The sequence below is a fragment of the Halohasta salina genome (genome assembly GCF_024178165.1).
GTDB lineage: Archaea > Halobacteriota > Halobacteria > Halobacteriales > Haloferacaceae > Halohasta > Halohasta salina.
Genome location: NZ_JAMZIE010000014.1, coordinates 1 through 21,360, shown reverse-complemented (window position 1 = coordinate 21,360; position 21,360 = coordinate 1). Strand labels below are relative to the sequence as shown.

The following is a 21,360-nucleotide window of genomic DNA, read 5'->3' as shown; positions in this document are numbered from 1 at the left end:
CTGTCGATACGCTTCCTGATCGACCGGTGGAGGTCGTCGCCGACCTCCACCTCGATCCCTACTACGGCGATGAAGACGAAACAGCAGCTCTCTACTCCTCACTGGCCAAGCGTGGAACAACGACGTTTCACGCCTATGCAACACTCTACGCACGGGTGCGCAACAAACGCTATACACTAGCGGTTCGCCAGCTGGTCGCTGGCGAAACCTCAAGTGACGTTCTCAGTGAGTTCCTCGAACTGCTCGACGGCCTTGACCTGGGCGTCAAGGCCGTCTACCTTGATCGAGGCTTCTACAATAGCACCTGTTTAGGGCTGCTGTACGCCTACAACTACGCCTACGTCATACCGGTTGTCAGGTGGGGTGAGACGATCCAAGACGAACTCAGCAGTGGTTGGAGTCGTGTGATCGAACACGAGCTAGCTGGGAAGGTGACGTTCCCTGTGTACATCGATTGCGTCTACCAGCAAGGTAGATACGACGAACATGGGGTGGCGCGTCACGGCTACGCCGCTGACGCGCCGTTCATTGAGACTCCACGCGATGCCCGAGAACATTACCGCAAGCGGTTCGGCATCGAATCGTCCTACCGGTTGGCTAGGAAGAGCCTCGCTCTTACGAGCTCTCGTGACGCCGGATTACGGCTGTTGCTGTTTGTCGTGAGCCTGCTGTTACAGAACGTCTGGCGCTATCTGCACTGGATGTACGTGGCGGCGCCCCGCCGCGGGGGGCGCCGCCTCTTGGAGTGGTCGTTCGTAGAGTTCTGCAACATGGTACTCCGCGCTACCTGGACAGCCCTCAGAGTTCGTCGAGTTGTCCCAGCGAACCAACCGCTCGAAAGCCGGTTCTTCCGGTAGTTGCCTTCGGATCAGGGCAGCGTTCCTGAGTGGCAACACCGTCGCGTCGGCGGCTGATCGCCGCCGACAGCGACTGGTAGCAGTAGAACTCACGGTTACTGTCTTGTTGAGGGCTAGCCAGCCACCGCAGACACGGATGCAGCACCTACTGGAGGAGGTCGTGAGGTTCTCGATGTGATCGACTGACACTTGTTCGACCACAAAAGCGGGACGTTTCTCACAAGGAACAGGTCGTATGGTAGACAGCCAAGTATCCCAACGTGTGGGATGAGAAGTCCGGGCGATTACCCCAGTGAAATTACCACGCGAAGTATCCAAGAATAAATGAACTTTTATCTAGTTATTGAATACTCTAAGACCCAAAAAATTACAAAATGTTGTTTTATTCGCTTAATTGATTTCGATATAGTGTATTAATATTTTGAATTCGGATTTCGAGAGGCGAGTGCGACTGATCCGGTAGTCTTTTGAATTCCAGCAGAGTAAGATTTCCCACTCCGATTCACTAATTATGGGTGCCTCTATTGAACGAGAAGTAGATTTTTCGCCTGATCTCCCAGAGGAGTACCAACGGCGATTTGACGTTTTGACCGACGAATTAGTTCAATTTCAGGAAGAACTGGACAGAGAAGTAGCCATTAGAGATGAGATTCGTTCCATAGAAAAGAATCTCGAAGACGAGTTTACAGAAGGTCGAGTACGATATCTTGCAGCGCTAGAAGTTCTTCTCGATTTGATCGAGATCAACTACGACATCCGGAAAAATTCGGAACTTCAGATTCTTAGACCGGACCCAGACCAATATAAAGACGATCCAGAGAAGTTCAAGGACCAAGAGAGAACTATTCTCAAGAAAGAGCGCCGATCCCAATTCCAAGAAGAAAGTGTCCGGAAATTCGTCCGGAACATGGAGCGAAATAAATCTCAGAATAATGATTCCGGCAGTATTCTTGACCTCATCAGTTCTGGTGAAGATCTCTATGATGACTTGGCGCCACTCCAAAACCAAAGCCAAGAGGAAATCGCCGATGATCTTGGCGACGTTATCCAACCCTATGTGCAAAAAGTAGAGACAGGTGAGAAATGCGAACACACGGGGTTAGACCTAATGGATATCTGGCGGTACTTCCGATACACGTGGTTGACACCCTACAATACCGTTCCGGGTAGAAATATAAACTTCCTGATCAGAAACGGTGCCAAAAGGAATCATCCGGTGATGGGTATTGCGACACTCGCAAGCCCAATGATGAACTTGTCAGTCCGCGATAATTATATCGGGTGGACCATAGACGCTGTAGAAGAGGAAATCAAGCGTAAGCAACGGGTCCACGAATACGAAGAACAGCTTCCAAAGGAGAAGCGAACACCAGACAAAAAAACTCGTACCGTAACCCAGACGGAGATGCTGGAATCGGAGGAGGAATACGAAAAGCGGGTCAGCCAATTCTGTTCTGATATACGGAACGCGTTAGCAAGCGCAATCGAGAACGCAATCTCGAACATCCGTTATGACGATTTTATCCAAAACCACTCCGAACTATCAGATGAGAGCTTTGTTGATCCTGATGAAGAGGTTCTTGAGATTCTGGCTGAGATAGAAGCACAGGCCGAAGAGATGATCGAAAACGGGGATGATGAGAATCCTGAGAAAATGGACTCATGGAAGGAACGAAGTGAGACAGCGTTGTTCCGAAAGAAGCGAGCTCGGGCCCTCCAAAAGCTGCTGCGGGATAGAAAATATTTCCAAGAAAACCAGGATCAAGACGATGAGACCTTCATTAGAACGGGGTTGACCGACGGCCAGGGTCGACGAGCAATCAAAACCGCTCTGAAAGAAATTAAGAAAGAGAGGGTTGGGGCCTCGATGATGAATATCATGGTCTGCGGTGCTATACCACCCTACAACAACGTTCTCGGCGGGAAACTCGTTGCGATGACCTTGACTGGGCCAAAGGTCATCAAAATGTACCAAGACAAATATGGAGATTATAAAAGTGAGATTGCCAGTTCGATGAAAGGAGAATCTGTGACCAAGCCCAGCGAACTGGTGTTTTTAGATACAACGGGCCTCTTTGAGATAGGGAGTGCCCAGTATGATCGGGTTCGGGTACCGACACAAAAAGGTCGGATCGAATACGATCACGTAGGGTACACAGAGGGCTATGGTTCGATTCAATTCGGACCCGAAACCCGAAAGCGGTTGAGCCAAGTCACGAAGTTCGAAGAGGGGCGACAAGTTGTGCGTGGGCGATTCGGAGAAGGCGTCTCACCACGGATCAGGAAGATACGGCGAGGTCTGAAGAACTGTGGGTTAGAGACTGACCTGCTGAAACACGAATCGAGACGGATCGTATACGGAATCGACGTTGCCAAAAACGCTCAGAACTACCTACTCGGGATCGACGATGAACCCGACTACTACTGGTTCTTCGAGGATCCAGAAGAAGAGCAACAGTCCATCTACGACCATTGGATCGACCGATGGGCCAGTATGCGAGTCCAGAGTGAAGATGTCCTCGAACGAATTCAAGACTTCGACAAACAGGAGTTCAAACTAAGCGCGAAGATTGATTTCGACAAACGGCAAGCCAGTCTGGGCGAATTCATTATAAGCAATAGTTAAAATGGTGGAATTACTCGGTAACATTATCTGTACTAAATATGGGAATTGAAGCCTCGACATTGAATCTGCGATTTCTCTCGCGGCTGGCACAAGGAGGATTCGCAGAAAAGCTGACTGATGAACAACGAAGAGAGATTCATATCACTACTCGATTGGACGGGGAGGGCTATCTACAGGACGCCCTGGAAGATGGGAAACAGATTGTGCTTACTGGAAATCCTGGCGATGGGAAAACCCAGTATATACTGCAGATGGAACCGGACTTCCCGGAGCCAGACTATTTCTATCTTTCTGACGCCTCAGAGTACGACGACTACACCATATTACTCGACGAATGGCAAGATGCACTCGACAACGATCGGCCGGGGATTCTCGCAATCAACGACGGTCCGTTGTACGAAATGACGAGTCGACACGTCGACAAATATCCGTTCCTTGAAGAGGTACGAAGCCAATTCCAAAATCAAATCATATACGACGACTCGGAAGCAGATAATGCGAATTTCGACTCCATCGTCGTCATCGATCTCAATAATCGAAACATACTCACACGCAAAGTCATACTACAGGCGATCCAAAACCTGACTTCGAGTAAATTCTTAAAGAAAGGTGACGGCACCAATATCGAGGGGCATATCGCCTACAATATCGAGAAATTACAGAACGATCAGGTAAAGAACAACATCATACGGCTTCTACAGTCAGTCGGCCAGCTGGATGCTCATGTAACCGTTCGTGACCTGCTCAATTTCTTGGCGTATTGCATAACTGGAGCCAAAAGTCGGAGCGTTACCGACTTTGGTGAAGATCTGAAGTATTACAACCTCGCATTCAGTGGTAGCGGGACTATTTTCAGCCTCTTGAATGAGTATTTTCATCCCCGAGATTTAACTCATCCATTCATCGATAGCAAACTCTGGGCAGACGCGGAGGAACAAGTGTCCGGGCGAGACGATGAAGATACAGTAGCACAGGTCGACGATCTCTTCATCCAGAAGAAACGCCGATTCTACTTCGAAGATACAGTTGTCGAAAACTTTGACGCACACGACCTCTACCACGATACCAACTACTCGTTCCACGACCAGCGGAACAGAGAACGACCGAATGACAGTGTGAAAGAGGACGTCATTGAGATGATCAACAGCTACTTCATGCCGGATTCATCGAAGGGGTCCGATCTTCGCGTCTGGCTGTCCCACAACTACCGATCGAAGAGTTCACTCTCTCTGATCTCTCGAACAGAAATTCCGAAACGTGAGCTGAACCGGCGGGTTCCGCATCTACATCCTGAGATCAGAGACGCTATGGACTACAATCACGACCATCATGTACTCGAGTACGAAGGCCGTGATTCCACAGTAAGACTCCGTATTGATCCTGAACTGTCTGAGACTTTGGGAGCGCTTGAAGGGAATATCCCGTATATTCTACGAGGACGTGAAGAAGAACAGCAGTTACTCGAGTTCATGGAGGAAATCGAGTACAGAGAAAGCCATGACGAGGACCACGGCACCGTCCATATCATGGATGCAGAAACCGGCGATCTCGAGATATTGACAATCAACGATGATCGGTACCAAATGGAGCGGCGGTGAATAGCTATGCCAATGAGACTCAATGATGTGAACGGAGATGCCTCGGAAGCAACGTTCGGATTTAAGGCCACCTCCAGTTCCACAAGACCCGTACATTTGGCACAAGTCATCTTTAGTAATATTCTTGGCTCTACGTATCAATCAGAAGATCTGTTCAAGTTTGTCGAACGACCAGGGAAAACACCGTCAGCGGAACTTGATGAAAAATATCATAACCTGTTTGAATCTTCTCGCGACCTGACTGATGAGCAGTTAGATAACCTGCGACACCGGATGAGGAAGGTCGTAGATAATGATAATGCGCTCTATGCCAGTACACCCTATCGTTCCGCGATGACCTCAATGAGCGACTGGTTTGTCGCGTACAGAACTATTGGTGTCACTCCCTCGAATTTCATTTATGCAGTCATAGAGCGGTCCAATAGTGATATCCAGGAAAAACTTAGTGATCAACTCCAAGACCACCACGATGCAATCTCTCTTTTGTTCCGACCACTGGCTAAAGAGGGGGAAAAAGACAATGTTACTGTCTCACCGTGGCAGGAACCGGAGCTCGGTGATGCCTTCGATGACGGAAACATGGCCGAAGAGTTCGTCTCTGGGTTTGACACACTATCACTACATCTCAAAGATTCGAATGGGGACTACGATCTGAATTACGCACGTGATCTTCGACGCGTTATCAAATTCAGCGGGTTCCTGTTTTATGTTTATATGGCGAACCGTCACAACGAGATTCGTGAAAACGGAAGCAAGGAAGAACCAGTTCCTCTCGTATTCAACTACACAGGGAACACAGAGAACCCGGTCGCAGATGCGAGTCTCGAATCCTTCCGTGTGGTCGGCTCGCAAATTCAATTGGCAACCAGACTCGGCGTCAAACACGTTCTCGACAGAGATGGTTACAAATCATACGACGAAGATGATATTTTCCGTGAGTTAGAGAATCAGAACTTCTTGGAACTGAACCGGAAAAAGAAAGATAAGGAAGACCAAGACTACGAGAAGTTCGAACAGGTGTTTCGGGCGTCACGTGATCCTGATCAAGACACTACCTTCCACCGGTTAGTTGATGCTGTCAGTAATGTTATCCACGACTTCTCAAACCGATTCGACACCTACACACCACAGTCTACAGCTCAAACCTACGGCTGGAGGGCAGGCCTGCTCAAACCACGTGGAAACCGTGCAAACAAACGTCGGTTCCGTCCAGACCCGGAGATGCTAGAACCAATTCTCCTCTCAGTAATTGAACCCGGTCAGAGCATGTCGTTGCAGGAACTCTCGGAGGAACTCCGTAGCCGCTACGGAATTATCGTTGGCGGTACCGAACAAGATCGTAGACATCTTGCAGAGTGGGATATCAGGCTGGGTGCAAGTGCATCCCAGAGTGACCCTCTGAATAATCAAAATCGCGATGGATTCAAAGACGCAGTATCGGACCTTGGATACGCGGAAGAATACGCAGACGGCGTTACCATTGTCTCTGTCCCGGAGGCTGAAATATGACCGAAACTACCGAAACACCAAACATAGCCCAGAGTACTGAAGGACTTCTCGGACAAGCGATCGGCACCGAGACAATCGACCAACTGACAGACGAGAATATTGGAGTTATAATCGAGTCACCGCCGCGCTTCGATGCAGAGACCTTCGTTAAAACGCTCTGCAAGAACACAAAATACGATGTTGGGTTGGCGATGGTGAGCATCGATGAAGCAGATATCGCCCCACTTCAATCTGTTACAGATGGCTCCTCCGTCAGACTCACGGACAAAGTTAGTGATGCGGTCAATTGGCGAAACGGTACGCAAACAGATTACGATTGGAACGGACGAGTCGAACCGGAAAAACTGGTGATCTTGGTTCGTGGAGATCATGCCCGACTCAATTCAATGAAGGATTTCGAAGGCATGGTCGACCTGCCTCTGGCAGAAATCACGCGAGAAATCACCGACCGGATGCAGGAACACGAGCAATTCTCGGACAGTCCTCCAGCCCAAGCCATCTGGAAAACTCTTGGATCCGATCTCTATGAGCAATTCGAGATCCCTGCTGTCGCGGACTATGCAACCGCTACCCTTCGGGACTCTCAACAAGACTCACTTGACGCTCTTGGAACGGAATTACACCGACTACGACTTTTCAACGACCCTGGACTCAACAACCCAGATGAGATCCCTGACCGGCTTAGCGACAACCTGGATTTAGTGCTGCGTGTCTCCCACATGTCCAATAAAGATCGCCGACGACTAACCAACAGCGTCACCAAAGTCGACGACAGTGATCGTGAGGGTCGGGAGCGATCAGTGGCCAAATTGCGTCGGTTTGAGAGAACAGGAGACTCCTCGATACTCGAAGACCTCACCTACCACGAGGTCGACCAAATATTCACTACGTCCAGTTCTTCCAGTTCACGCCGTTCGACCACCAGTACAAGGAGAGATACAGAATCAGCTGGTCTCGAAGCTGTCTTCGACGATGAAGACGAAGAACTTGAACGGATTTCAAGTAGTTTCGATAAGAATTACAAAGACGCAGTAGATCAAGAGGAAGACCGAATCGATTTAGAGTTTACTGGAGACGAACAGCTGGCGTTCGACGTTAATGACGATCTCTATTACTTCGTGGATCACTTTGTCACGAAGAACTCCTTCGGCGGTATCGTCCATAATCCGGAGGATCGGCAAAGCGCGGTAAAGAACTTCCAAGCATTGCGAACTGACCACCTCGAACCCCGAAATAAAGATAGTAGCTTCGAGAAATTACGTAAGGCCGCAGAGAGTACAGGCAAATTCGAGGACCTTGTAGATTCGATCAATACGTATGTCGAGGCACGTAGCGAGTTGGTTGATGCACTACCTGGTCTACTGTCAGCACCGCTGATTCGTCTGCTTGGAGATGAAAGTCTCTTGGAATCCGCAGAGGGGTATATCGAGGCATACCGAGAGGTCCAAGATAAATTAGATAAGAAATATCGAGAAATCCAGAAAGTAAGCTCTGAGGGCTCCTCAAAGCTCTTATCCGACTTTCTACTATTCGACACAATCATTTTCGAATATGAAGACGATCGAGAACTCATCCTCTCGCCACTTCACCCCCTCCACCTCTGGAAATATGCTCAATTGGCACGAGAGGTCCACAATGAAGAAGAGACATTAACAGAAGAAGAACGAAACTTCCTGCTTAACAGCGTCGAGGAACAGCCTCACGTCCTTCGAAGCATCCATGTCGGGGGTAACTATAGACTGCCTGATGAAACCTATCTGGTTCAATCAGCAGAACACGACAGACTGCCCGTTTATACTCGCATCGAGAACGCTGCCGAAGGGACGAATTCCAAATTCTATGATTATGTACTCAACAAATTCGTCTCTGCATACCCGCCGTCCAAACGTCATCTCAAGGTCAGCGTCATTGATCCACTCAACCCTGCGGACCTGCTGACTGATGTCGTTGACTTGGCAGAAAAAGGTCTGATCCAAGGCGCCACCGTAGAGTTTGCCTTTATTAAAGACGATGAGAAGCCTGTTCTCAACGGAAGTATCTCCAGCTCTGAGTCTGAAGATATCATCAATCTCTTCGGCCCAGACAACGATGCTGGTAGGTTCGAGATCGTTACCAACGAACACACTAGCTACGAAGCATATGCTGATGATCTAAACGGCGATCCAAAACACTTCATCCTAATCAACGACCAGAGCAACTTCAGTATCCAAACCTTTGAGCGGGACGCTGACACGACTATTCACCCGCTGTACGTCCCAAAGGAATTCAATTACGACCTCCTAGAGGACAAAATCAGTATCTCACCGTCTAAGGAAGGTGTTCTCTTTTCGGAGTACCAGGACCTGGTCAACCAACTATATAATCAACGGCAGGCCATACACAACGCTGAGGTCAACGAATTAGACGTAAACAAAGAGACTGTCGACAAACTTCTCGATAATGGAATCTGGGTTTCCATCTCCTCGCCACCGATGAATGGAAATCCATTCTGGAAGGATCATCTCATATCGAGAGAGCGACGTGGTGATCGAGATTTCGCCACGTACTCCGAAGATATCGATTATTTCCGACGAGTGCTGCGTCGTGTTATCAACGAGTACAGATTAGCCCCGGACGAGACAGATCTCGAAGAAATTGCTGAACGGATCGCTGACCTCCAGCAGAGTGGGCTTCTCCGTCTCATAACCCAAGAGACGCTCGGTGGCGGAAAGTCCCGTAATACCAAAGGCTTGCTAGGCTCGATTATTGCCGTTCAATGGCTCCAAGAGACACTAGCCGATCCGAAGCTTATCTTCTCTATCGATAATCCTCGAACACGTGAGTGGTTGAACTTAGGAGACAGCGAGAGCCGTGCAGATATCCTCACAGTCCAGTTCGGTGATGACGGTGGACTGATCCTCGATATTATCGAGATAAAGACTCTTGAGGAAACAAGCAGCGCCTATACAATCTCAGATGATGATGATACGAAGGTCGTAAAGGGAAGTGCTGTCGACCAGGTCTTCGAAACCACAGACACGATCCGAGGGCTGTTTACCGGCGATAGTAACATCACTACGTCACCCAGAAAAGAAGCTCTCAGAGAACAACTGTACTACGAACTTACCTCTGCAGAAGGCATGGAGGGGAAGGAAGATTGGGCAGACCGGATCAACGATGTGTTCAAAGAAGATGCCACGATTGAAATCAATCCGCGTATTATTTCGGTCGAGGTCACGAGTGAAGCTACCTCCGACGTTCGGATTGACGGAGTAACTCCGAATGCCCAGTCAATCCGCGTCGACAGACTCCCACGCCAATCTATTAAGCGATTGATTGTTAGTGGGATTGATGATCGCGAACGCCAGCAACCAGAGTTGGGAGATGAGGAAGGCGAAGAAGACGTCGAGAAAACAAAAGCAGAGGTAGCCGAGGAAACGGGGGGTGATGAATCAGGGTCTGATACTGAGGAAGAATCACCCACAGAAGGTGCGGTGTCCGAGAGAGATCAGGAATCGAACAGACGGTTCGGTGATGCAGCTGATCATGCAGAGTCCGTAGAGACCCTAAAAAAGGTGCTCAACGATTACAGAATCAATATCCGTGATATCGATCCAGACGATATCGAAGTTGGACCCAATGTCATCCGCTTCAAAATCCTGCTGGCACCCGGCGAAAAACAAAATTCCCTTGAGAAGCGGGCTGAGGACATCGCCCGGGAAATGGCGTTTGACAAAGAACCCATCATCCAACGTCTATCTGGTACAGAATACGTTACTTTAGATGTCCCCCGGGAGGACAATGTCATCGTCCCACTCCGAGACTACAGAGACGAATACGAGCCACAAAACCAGATTGAAACTGCCTCACTACCTTACTTGGCAGGCGTCACCCCGGACGGGGAAGTCTACCGCTCTGATCTTCAGGAAGCGCCGCACATGCTGGTTGGCGGAGCTACCGGCGGTGGGAAAACAGTCTTCCTATACACCCTGATTCTGAACTTTATCGAACAGAAAGGAGAAGAAAACGTCGAATTTGCCCTTGTTGATCCCAAGGAAACAGACTTCATTTTCTTCGACGCACTGCCAAACTTGGTAAAGGATAAGGTAATCACAGATTCCGAGGATGCAGCCAACCTCTTTGAGTGGCTTGTAGAAGAAGAAATCCCACGCAGGAAGCAACTTCTTCGTAAAAGCGTCTGTCGTGATATTGGAGAGTACAACGAACAGAACCCGGATAACCAGATGAAACCGATTGTCGTGATCATCGACGAGTACTCTGATCTCTTACAACAACTGGGTGCAGATGCTGATGAAACAGAAGATAACGTACGCCGTATCGCCCAGATCGCGAGAGCTCAAGGTGTCCATCTTGTAGTGTCCACCCAACGGCCCTCACACGAGTCCATAGACACAGACTTACGAGCGAACCTAGATACTCGCGTAGCCTTCCGTCTCCCCAAACAGTCCGACTCTCGAATATTGATTGATGAGGGAGGTGCCGAAGAACTTGGCGGGGACGGCGACATGCTACTGAAAGAAGCGGATAGAATCACCCGCCTCCAAGGCCTCTATGTCGACTCTGACGATATCCGCGAACTGATCACCCAATACAGATAGAAGACATCGCACTGGCATCGAGAAGATAGTACGTGCTTATTTGCCTTCTGTAACCGTGGTCTGGCCAGCATTGCACGAGTGCAGATATGGACAATTCGAGCACTTCTCAAATGATTCATCCGTTGGGAAATTAGTCCGGTCATTCGGATCGCCCCACTTCAGAACATCGCCAGCAATCCGGTCGTTAAGTTGAGCGAGATCCTCCTTTTCGACGGACTGACGCTCGATCCGACCATCACTTGTAAACACTAATTGAACCGAAATGCGATCGATATCTGGTTCGAATTGCTGATGACCCCAGAGAGCATATACACGCAGTTGAAGCGATGGATCTTCGAAAATAGCTGGTTGGCGGGACTTCCAATCAGTGATGACAAAGTTGCCACTATCGCGAGCGCACAGATCAGGACGGACCCATACTTTCGTAGATCCGACTTCGAAGGAACAATTCTCCTCATGGAGTATGTATCGATGATCTCGAAATTGGGGCCAAATAACGCGAAAGAATCGTCCAATATGGGCATCAGAGGTATGAACCAGCGACTCGGGGGTAGCATCCGAAACCACTGTAGAATTGTTATTGAACACCTCATGGATGTAGTCCCGGGCTACTTGCCGGACGATTTCAAGGCCTGTTTGCTCTCCACGAGACCACCGACTGATATGCTCACCGAGTGCAGTATGAATTGCAGTTCCAATTACCGCACCAACTCCAGGTTGCCCATATAGTATCTGTTCATCAGCAGCTTCGGAATCGTCATTTGCGCCGGTCCGTTGCCAGTAATGGTAGAATAGCGATCGTGGACATGACTCATACAAGCGGGCGTTCGAGTACGACCAATCAATCGTCATGTCATCGCTCATTTTAATCAGTCAAGTGACCGTACGATCTCCGTGGCGACCTCCGGTAATTCGTGTGTGAGTTGGTAATCGGAGAAATCTTCATCGGTATCACCTAGGTGACGCGGCTGACGAAGACATGATCGGATACCGAATTGGAAGGTGTCGTCACTGGATTCGACGGTCCACTGATCGTCATGAACCGGATCCTGAGTCATCTCTAAGGACGCATCTTGGAGTTTCAGGGATTGTTCAAGTCGAGACACCAGTGACGCCGCACGGTCCTGGTTCGGTTCAGGCGTTTTACCTGTTGTTGCGTATTCTAGCAGTGAATCACCGAGATACCGATTTAGTGATTCATGGAGGTGACGGTTGTCGTATCGACGGAGACACTTATGACACGCAGAATCACAGCAATCCTGATTTAGGAGACTCCGAGTCGTAGCAAGTACATCATCGAACTCCTCCCAGACTTTCGCTGAAAAGCCCGCTCCTCCCGGAGTTGTATCAAAGAGGAAGATCTCAATTAATCCTCGGCTGTCTTCGTCGTCTATAATGTCGGCAGACCGTGTTCGGAACCCACCTTCCAATTCATCATCCTCAATTCCAAGGGCCTGAGATGCACCCATAACCAGGGCTTCAGCCAGCGACTGACCAGCTGATTCGAACCAGTCTGCTTCAGGCATGAACTCAAGGGGTTCCTTTAGTGGAATTCGAAGCACGGTCAGGTCACTTGGGAATGAGTGGCTGAAGCTTGTTGTGACCGTACTACCGTCACACTGCTGAGAGTACCTCGAGAGATCCATCCTCCGTACATCCTTGGGGTATGGACGGTTGTGCGGACTTTGTAGCTCTTCGAGGCCAACAGCACCGCACTTCTTGCACACCTCGAACCCTTGGTCGTCAGGACCGAAATTGGCGACGATGAGTTGTTCGTTTCGCAATTGACCGACTGTCGACACCCCAGCGTCTTTTTCGGCTTCGAAACTTCCTGCACCAGATTCTGATTCTGAAGTTGGCGTAAGTGGGTACTTAGGTGGTGTTGCGTAAACGCGATCTTCGTTCGAGTAATCACTCTGCTCAGGTTGTCCTTGGCGGTCAATCTCTGGTGCAAAGGCTGGAGGCGTGAATTTTTGGACAGAAACGACGTCTGGCTCATCACAGACAGTACAGGGGTCATCATGGTCTGCCATGCTGTGATCATCTTGATCGAACACCGTCTCACAGACAGGACAGAAATTAATCCAATCAAGATCCTCCCACTCTTGTCCGCTCGCTCGATTTACCGCGTCTTCTGCGAACTTAAAGTACAGTCCGTACGATTCAAATGTCTTTTTGTCTACAACAATCTCTCGGCCAGGGACGTAGGTAGAGAGAGCTTGTTTCATGTCCCGAGACATCTCATAGCGTGTCTTCGGTTGACCTGTGTCCTTGTCTTGCCCTTTAACTGTAAAGTCACAGACATCGATCGGGAAGGAGAATGTCGGGAGAAGTGCGTCATCCAGCAATACCGTTAGCAGATCTGTTTCGTCGTCGGTGTCTGTGTCCCAGCCTCCACGATTACTTAGGGAGGTGAGATCATCGAGGAACTCTTCGGCTGCATGCTTGACAAAATCACTCCGCCAATTAGAACCTCGGGACTCTCCTAGCTCATTAGGCAGGAGGACACCGAGTTTTTCGGCTGTTTCTGAGTTGTCGAGGACATTCGACCGAGCCCATTGTTCGAATGCATCCAATGTGTAATTGCCATCCCCTGCAAAGAATGACGCCCCTGTTCCCAACGACTCGAACACGCTTGCTCCAGATTCGATTGTTGACGCATCAAAGAAGCGAGCTAACAATGTGGCATTGACGTGGCGTTGGGCAATCTTCTCGTTGCCAGCATAGATGATTGGTTCCGTACCAGGGTCACTAATCATATCTCCTGGCTGTTCGAAGTACCGTGTTTCATGCGGTGAATTGTCGGCGAACGTAATAATAGTCGACAGACCTGCACCGCGTCTACCAGCCCGACCAGCACGTTGCTCGTAGTTTTCGGGAGCTGGTGGAACGGTTCGCATTGCAACTCCTGTGAGGCTCCCGATGTCGATCCCGACCTCCATTGTTGTAGTACAACTGAGGACATCGATCGGTTGTTCAGTTTCATCACCAACCAAGATATCTTGAAAGAGAAGTTCGTACTCTTCCGAACGAGACATAGCTTCTGAATTATCTTTTGCGGTGAGTTGTGCAGAGTGTTCTTCTGACCGCAGCGTAAACGGTTCGGCCTCATCGTTGACGATCTTCTGAGGCGGCTTACGGAGGTAGCTTTTCCGTGAGTTCAGATGAGGGTCTGAATCATCGACCTCGACTACAGTTCCGCCACAATCCTCACGCGGACAGCCACCGTCAAGAGATACTGCTGAGAATTGGTGACACCCGGTACAACGGTACCAACTTCCGTCGACACGGAGTTCCAGTGTCACACTTTCGGGATCGACCATATATCGCATATTTCCAGCAGACTCGAAAGGCCCCTCGTCCTCAATAAGAGCTGTCTGCAGATTGGTGATGTCTGATTGGGATAGATGTTCTCCCACAATATCGAGGATATGCTCGGGAACTAACTCATCCCATTCCAAGCCTTGCTCGGACTCAGTGAAATAAGTCCACTTAATCGAATTTGAACGTTGGTGGGGACTAATATCACTATCATAGGCCCGTTCCTTACACGCAGCCCAGAGTATCTCGATGACAATTGATTCTACCAACTCTGGATCAATATCAGGGAGTGACGACGTGATATGTTCTAATCCGGAATCTGTTGGCCGAAGATATCCAATCAGCGCTGCGGGAATGGAATAGTGTTCATCACCCAGTGAGCTGAGTAGGGTTGAATCAAACTTACGTGGTCGATTGGACAACTCTGTTTTTGCTGCTGGGTGACTGGGGATCTCTTCAATCGAATCTAATCCGTATCGCCCTGCGATTTTTTCGAGATTATTGACTTGCTCCTGGAAGATGGACCGCGAACCCTCGTAGACAACATTGCCAGCAGTCTGGTATTCATCACTATCATCGAAATAGACGATCCCGTTCTTTTTGCAATATAGGACAAATTCGATGAAGAGTTCATCCATAGTCAGCGGCTCTTCTTGATTGCTAACAATGTCTGCAACCACTTCACGAAATGAATCTAACTCGACAGTCGCCTGTACATCACGGGCCAGCCGAGCTGCTTTTTGTCGCCCGTCAGAGAAACAAAGTATCTTTTTCCCCGCATTGGGATAATCATCGGAGTCGATCTTATCAGGATCCTCTGGCTGAATCGCAAACATTGAGCGGACAATATTTGCAAACGGTTCCTCACCTTTGGTCTCGAGATCCTGTATTTTTGTCTCACCGTGTCGCCAGGACTCTTCGATTCCACAGACAGGACACTGTGTCCAGCTATGTGGATGCTCATCAGATGGCGGCTCTTCAGGCGGCGTCCAGGCATCGATATACTGGTCTGGAGACTCGTGATCAACAAACCTGTCTTCGAGCAAGTGCCCCGTTTCAATGCTAAGTTTTCGCTTAGGGGTTGTCTCTCGAAGTGACCGCTCACTTGGACCTCCCTCACGTGGCTCTTCAACGCAAAGGTGGATCTCTTCGAGCGACTCTGAATTACTTCCTTCTGACCAAAGGAAGGTCCGACCAGTTGAATCGTTTCGTCGACGGTACGCTCGCAGGTAGGCTGCTCCGCAGGTGCGGTGACTGAGTAGTTCAAACACCCGGGCCCCACATTCGCACTCTTCGCGGGGATTTGTATACAACTTGCCGAGAAGATTCTCCCCTTCTGTGGCCCGACGTTCGCTACAATTCGGGTCAATGCAAGCAAACTGCCGTGGGAGGCCTTTCAAGAACATGTGAAGCCTCGTCGGCAGCAGCGCTTGACCTTCTCCTTCCCTCGCTTCGGTACACAAAAACAGGAAGTTCCCAGTTGCCTCCTTCGCAAGATCCTCGTCGACGTCATCAAATATTTCGTCTGCAAGCTCCGAAAGTGGAAGCGGTTCACCCTCTAAGAAGCTGTGGGCATATTTGAACAGTGGATCCGATTCCAACTGTGATGCGAGATACTCACGGAGGGCATCCGTATCTGACCCACCCTGATAGATGTCCCATCCACGCTCGTCTGCGAGGTTATTGATTTTAGAGGGGGTCAGTTCATACTCGACTCGTTCGAGTAGCTGTGCAGTCCGTTCAGTACCAGGGGAGCCACCCTCGTACTCGATCTGAGTCCCTTTAATTACCGCAAAGTCGTCTTTGTCACCAGCTGTAAGTTGGGCCGCGAACTCAGGTGCGGCTTCATCGATGTTGTCACCCATCGTCGCACTGGTGAGAATATAGCGGACACGGTCTCTGGAGATGCCAAGCTTCTGTAAGAGACGGCTCAATAGGAGACCAACCTCTGCACCCTGAGCACCACGATAGAGGTGTGCTTCGTCGAGAACAATATTGAGTTCATTTTCTTCGTCAGCAGTGAGCCACTCTTTCGTTTGTTGGAAGAATTTGTTCTCTATCGGGCGAAGGAGCATGTACTCCAGCATAGAGTAGTTCGTAATGAGAATGTCTGGAATACCACCGTGAGGATTGTCTTCGCCATGCATTTCCTGCCGAGAATACAACTCTGCATCTCCAGGCTGCGTGCGGAAATGCTCCGTCTTGAGCGCCCCCTTGTTTCGGTATCCCTCGAGATCCTTTGCAGGGATCCGGCCCATCTCATCGAGTTCCTCGTACAAGTCTGGACGATCTTGTTTGAGATTTAGATAGCGATCGATAACGGGTTTCAGCCGTGCATCATTCTTTTTTGTATCAAACTCACCGTGATACGGTGTACGTCCAGTATACATACCGAACTGGACTGTCCGACCCATGCGATCGGCGATCGTTTGTCGACCATCTGGATCACCGAACAGTTGCCGCATCCGAGCCAACTGATCGGCTACAAGTGCGTTCATCGGATACAACACGAGTGTTCGAACACCTCGTTGATCGGTTGTATTACCGCGTTGGGCTTCTTTTGCAAGTTGACCAAGGATCGAATACAGGAAAATTTCGGTTTTCCCGGACCCGGTACCTGTAGAGACGATAAGGTCCTGATCGTCGTTAAAGAAACTCTGCAAACCGTCTGCCTGGTGCTTATATGGAGGATCGAAAATATCGAGTCCGTCGTCTTCGAGATCCTTGAGTAGATCGACCACTTCTGTAGGAAGCCCCAAATCACGGAACTCCTGTCCAGATTTGTATGAGGGGGTCGCTTCGACCCACGGTTTGGTTGATGTTTCCCCATCATCCATCAACTGTCGTCGTTCCTCGATTAATCGTGGATGGTGCAGATGGTAGCTTGACTCAATGTACTGTTGGAGATCCTGTTCGATTTGTTCTGAGACTTCTTTGATTGATTTCATTGTTGGAATTAGTTTGAACGGCTATCTTTGATCTGTACGGGTAACTGTTCGAATGCCTCAATCACAGAATCAGCCGCACCATATGGGACTTCCCAATGGATACGATTGTTAGCGAATTCACGCCACTCTGATCCTACGGCTGTCAGCCAGCGGTACTGTGACCGGGGGGGTGAGAATGTCAGTGCTAAATGGAAATTTGAGGAGTCTGGGAGAGGGGAAATTTCAACAGACCTTGGGGTCCCGCTGATTGCATCGATGATCAGACACAGTTGCTTGAAATGCCGTTGCGGGACGTGGATTTCACTGACCATTTCGTCGTCCTCAACCCGAAGGTAGTATTCGTCGCCTCCATACTCGATCGGCTTTCGCCAAAGGCTCACGAACCGATCGCTGGTATCCTTGATTTCTAACGGAGTGTCTCGCCAAGTCCAGCCATAGCCAGATACGCCCCCATAGGCTTCCCAATCGTCCCCTCCTTGCCATGCAGTGGATTTCCGGGACTCGATGAATTCTGAGAGGAACTCGACGTCGTAGGTGTCGACTTCGGCTTGGGTATATTCATCACGTGACTGAACTGGAATGCCGTGAGACTGTAATTCCGATTTAGATGTACTATATATAACTCGTGATGAGCCTCTCAGCCTGATATCTAACCCAGCATCAAGGAACTCTGATGTTGGAACGCCAGATATTAGAATTGCAATTTCTCTCCCAATGAGGACGGCTCGGGTAGCACCAGCGGCATAGTACCCATTTGACAACTTGAGCACGTCCCCAAGGAATGATAGATTTGGCCCATTCTTTTCATCTAAGTATTGACGGAACCAGTCATCTTCCTCACTATTTGTCTCACCAAGGAGTGGCTCAAGTTTGTGAGTAACCCAGTGCCTGATACCGGTTATGTGAGCTCTCGGATAGGAGTCACTGCTTTCCTCTGCTTTGTTGGCCAAACAGAGCCGAATTGCCTCACTTATTAGCGCAGCCTTCAGTTGATCGGGATCTTCGGGTAACTGGTCAATGGGTACGCCAATGTATCCGGAGACAACCCTGAGGAAGGTAGGTTCCTCGAAGCCTGCATCCTGGAGCCACTGCATACGTGCCCAATGTCCAGGATTCTTAATCCGACTCACTTCGTCATACAGTTCAACTACCTCCCCAATAATTTGTCCATCCTCAAACTGAGAGACACGGACATCTAACTTCTGGCCAATTTGACCATCACAACCTGGTAAGGCAATTGGGATGTTTTTTACATAACAGATGGGTGTTTCCTCATCGAATTCAGCAATAGCACTCGTGTACTCATCATCCAGATTAATGGGAAGTTTGTCGTATTGTTCAGAGAGAATCCAAAACCGGGTATTGTAGTTCTCGCCCTGAAGTTCCTCGTCGACTACCCGTGCGTGCGTGGGGGAAACACCCACCACCTGTACGAAGTCACCTTCTTGTGCAGCCACGGGACCTAACCCAATTCGTCGTCCACCGGGTGATGCATACCCAATCCCGTCGTCGGAAATTTCATCTATCTTAATATATGTTTCAGTACCGGCGGATGGTGGACCATCGGGAGTTAGTAAGTCTATGATCTGACCAAGGTATTCGTTGTACTCCTCTTTATCAATAGCATGGTTGCTTAGACAAATCGCGAAGGTTGATGACGCGTTGTCAGCTTTTCGAGTACCAAGATATTGAAGTTGGACCCGTTCTCCCTCATCACAGGTTACGGGGCCGATAGTTATCGTCTCACCGTCAACGTTGACACTTCCAATATTATTATTTTTCCCATGAATACTCAATTCCCCTGAGAATCGGTCACCGCTTGACAGTGTCATGGTTTCACCTCTTCAGAGGACTGTTCGCCGAATGTTATCGATACAGATCCAATACCCTCGAACGTGACATCAATAGCGATACACCCCTGCATCACCCAGTTTCCTATATTGCCGAGGTCTGATTCTATGTCTTTGGTGGAACGACTGAACGACGGTGCCTCTGGATGATCCAACGGAAAGTGAGCCTTTATTTCGAGTTCGATTCCTTCTGGTCCGACATAGTCGATCATTTCCGGCAACGTCGCTGGAGTCACTGAAGACTCGATAGTGGTAGACTGAATCTCCCCAATTGGTGATAGTAGCACGGATTGGCCATCTTGATTGATTTCCAATCCGAGATCACCGTACATCGACTCTGCCAGCGGTTGCCTGTCTTCAGCCTCGACGGCATGGAGGTGGATCAACCGGTGTCGACTCGAATTTCGCTGGTGAACACTGACTCGCTTGGACCCCTGTTGTGGCACCCTAGTCCTGTAAAACCGGGTATTTCCCGGGCCAGTCGGGGTGAGTTCAACTGTGTCTCCTTTCCGTTTAGGAATAGAGACAATCTCAAACATCGGATCCTGTTCCTCCGCAGGGGTAACTCCGATCAATACCGTCGATCCGGGTGGGCTCTCAATGGGCTTGTCAGCTGTCGGGTGGGCTTCCGCAGGTAGTATCACGTCTGCCTCAAACCCGTACTCGTCAGTTCGGAGGTTTGCACCGTATGTATCGAGAAGCTCTGTAGTATCTTCTCGCGCTGGGAATGCTAAAATTTTCCACTCACCCAAGGTGTCCAATGACATCTCCTCACCAAGGGTATCGACGCTGCCATCTGTGACAGCATACACCCACTCCCCGAGTTTTATTTGTCGTTTAGAATGGGTTCGCCGTGCTCGTGTTTGGTCACCGACAAAAATGTCACTTGCTGATAACCCATCTGCAGACCACTCACCGACAATACTCTCTAAATGATCTGGGCCATCGACAGTGACAGTGAATTCTGCTGCATCGGGATCTAATTCGAAGAGGACCTCCGGCTCAGATGGATGGAAACTTCGTCCAGTCGGGGGATGGATAACACCGTTCGTCGATATCGTGCACTCCTGAAGAAGTGCTTCAACATCAGCTGCAACCCCGAATTGTTCCCACTCAGTAGATGGGACAACTCCGAAGAGTCGAAGTCGACCTCCTGGCTCTTCACCGATGTACGTACGGATCTGGCGAGCAGACTCTTGTTTTTCGATGTCCGAAGTCCGGAGATCGTCGACCATACGGTCGACGTCTCGTTGGGATGATAACGGACACTCGTCGTCTTCAAGCACACCGCGCTTATGGGCGAAATAACGGCGCTGCTCACCCATTCGTGGTGTGAGCGGGTTATCACATTTTGGACAATAGTAATAGTCCAATTTTCCCCTAATAGCCTCTGAGATCGGTACTTCGGTCCCATGTGGGTCCAAACCGAATGGAATCGAAACCTGACTCATTTCTCTGAATCCATCATGATCATATTTGATGCAATCTGAAATTGACAATATGACATTCAAATTCTGCTGATAAAAATCAACAGGATACTGGTTAAGTAGTTGTCACTATGAGCTCAAAAAAGTAGTTATCAGAAAAATATCAGCTCACAACAGATAGACGCCATATAATGATTGCAAGTTGACATTTGACAGTATTACCAAATTTATTATATAATCGTGCTGTGAAAATTTTCTCTCGGAATGTGTTCTCACGGCAGCATTATCAATTTGAAATTAGCTCAGGCATGCCAAATAATTCATAAGTCGTAGACCCATCGACGGCGTGTATATTCTCCATATTCCTGTCTTCCATCTCGATTTTGCCAACGACTAGTTTCATCCGTTTCGATCGACTCGCATTCAAACCCACAAGCTTCGTAGACGGTTCCGCGATTTCCAGCCACACCTGCGTAAGCTAACATTCGTTGATATCCGGAACGCTCTTGGGTAGATGATTGTTGGTCAGTTCTCAGCAGTAGCTGGAAGTCACAGCGGGCAAGGGTGACACGTTCGTGCCACCCGACAAACGATGTTCCCAATCAAGACGTTTGTCTCGGAGCGTC

The 21,360-nt window shown here is 49.3% G+C and carries 9 protein-coding genes; 5 read left to right on the top strand and 4 right to left on the bottom strand.

What is annotated here, in order from left to right:
• The 5 genes from NKJ34_RS15225 to NKJ34_RS15205 all read left to right on the top strand — a co-directional run.
• The coding region (locus tag NKJ34_RS15225) for an ISH3 family transposase (RefSeq protein ID WP_253739154.1) at window positions 1–857 on the top strand (857 nt) is incomplete at its 5' end.
• Between the two features lie 511 nt (window positions 858–1,368).
• Complete coding sequence (locus tag NKJ34_RS15220; protein ID WP_253739153.1) at window positions 1,369–3,483, top strand: Druantia anti-phage system protein DruA; 2,115 nt, start codon at window positions 1,369–1,371, stop codon at window positions 3,481–3,483.
• A gap of 38 nt (window positions 3,484–3,521) precedes the next feature.
• Window positions 3,522–5,081 carry a hypothetical protein gene (locus NKJ34_RS15215; protein ID WP_253739152.1) on the top strand — a complete coding sequence of 520 codons (1,560 nt, stop codon included), beginning with the start codon at window positions 3,522–3,524 and terminating at the stop codon, window positions 5,079–5,081.
• 6 nt (window positions 5,082–5,087) lie between these two features.
• A complete protein-coding gene (locus NKJ34_RS15210) occupies window positions 5,088–6,590 on the top strand; it encodes a hypothetical protein (protein ID WP_253739151.1) in 1,503 nt (500 codons plus the stop codon).
• A complete protein-coding gene (locus NKJ34_RS15205) occupies window positions 6,587–11,188 on the top strand; it encodes a DNA translocase FtsK (RefSeq protein ID WP_253739150.1) in 4,602 nt (1,533 codons plus the stop codon). The genes NKJ34_RS15210 and NKJ34_RS15205 overlap by 4 nt, the downstream gene beginning before the upstream one ends.
• A 36-nt stretch (window positions 11,189–11,224) precedes the next feature.
• Here NKJ34_RS15205 and NKJ34_RS15200 read toward each other — a convergent pair whose 3' ends face one another.
• From NKJ34_RS15200 to NKJ34_RS15185, 4 genes are read right to left on the bottom strand one after another with little or no spacing between them, the layout of a single operon-like run.
• Window positions 11,225–12,052 carry a PD-(D/E)XK nuclease family protein gene (locus NKJ34_RS15200; RefSeq protein ID WP_253739149.1) on the bottom strand — a complete coding sequence of 276 codons (828 nt, stop codon included), beginning with the start codon at window positions 12,050–12,052 and terminating at the stop codon, window positions 11,225–11,227.
• A gap of 5 nt (window positions 12,053–12,057) precedes the next feature.
• Entirely contained in the window at window positions 12,058–17,457 is a 5,400-nt protein-coding gene (locus NKJ34_RS15195) for a DEAD/DEAH box helicase (protein WP_253739148.1), read from the bottom strand.
• Between the two features lie 8 nt (window positions 17,458–17,465).
• Complete coding sequence (locus NKJ34_RS15190) at window positions 17,466–19,289, bottom strand: hypothetical protein (RefSeq protein ID WP_253739147.1); 1,824 nt, start codon at window positions 19,287–19,289, stop codon at window positions 17,466–17,468.
• The gene (locus NKJ34_RS15185) at window positions 19,286–20,542 is read right to left on the bottom strand and encodes a hypothetical protein (protein WP_253739146.1); all 1,257 of its coding nucleotides are present in this window, start codon (window positions 20,540–20,542) and stop codon (window positions 19,286–19,288) included. The genes NKJ34_RS15190 and NKJ34_RS15185 overlap by 4 nt, the downstream gene beginning before the upstream one ends.
• Window positions 20,543–21,360 lie beyond the last annotated feature (818 nt).

Bases quoted from the DNA above. Each gene is read 5' to 3' on its own strand.
- NKJ34_RS15220 (WP_253739153.1), top strand. From the start codon at position 1,369: ATGGGTGCCTCTATTGAACGAGAAGTAGATTTTTCGCCTGATCTCCCA.
- NKJ34_RS15215 (WP_253739152.1), top strand. From the start codon at position 3,522: ATGGGAATTGAAGCCTCGACATTGAATCTGCGATTTCTCTCGCGGCTG.
- NKJ34_RS15210 (WP_253739151.1), top strand. From the start codon at position 5,088: ATGCCAATGAGACTCAATGATGTGAACGGAGATGCCTCGGAAGCAACG.
- NKJ34_RS15205 (WP_253739150.1), top strand. From the start codon at position 6,587: ATGACCGAAACTACCGAAACACCAAACATAGCCCAGAGTACTGAAGGA.
- NKJ34_RS15200 (WP_253739149.1), bottom strand. From the start codon at position 12,052: ATGAGCGATGACATGACGATTGATTGGTCGTACTCGAACGCCCGCTTG.
- NKJ34_RS15195 (WP_253739148.1), bottom strand. From the start codon at position 17,457: ATGAAATCAATCAAAGAAGTCTCAGAACAAATCGAACAGGATCTCCAA.
- NKJ34_RS15190 (WP_253739147.1), bottom strand. From the start codon at position 19,289: ATGACACTGTCAAGCGGTGACCGATTCTCAGGGGAATTGAGTATTCAT.
- NKJ34_RS15185 (WP_253739146.1), bottom strand. From the start codon at position 20,542: ATGGTCGACGATCTCCGGACTTCGGACATCGAAAAACAAGAGTCTGCT.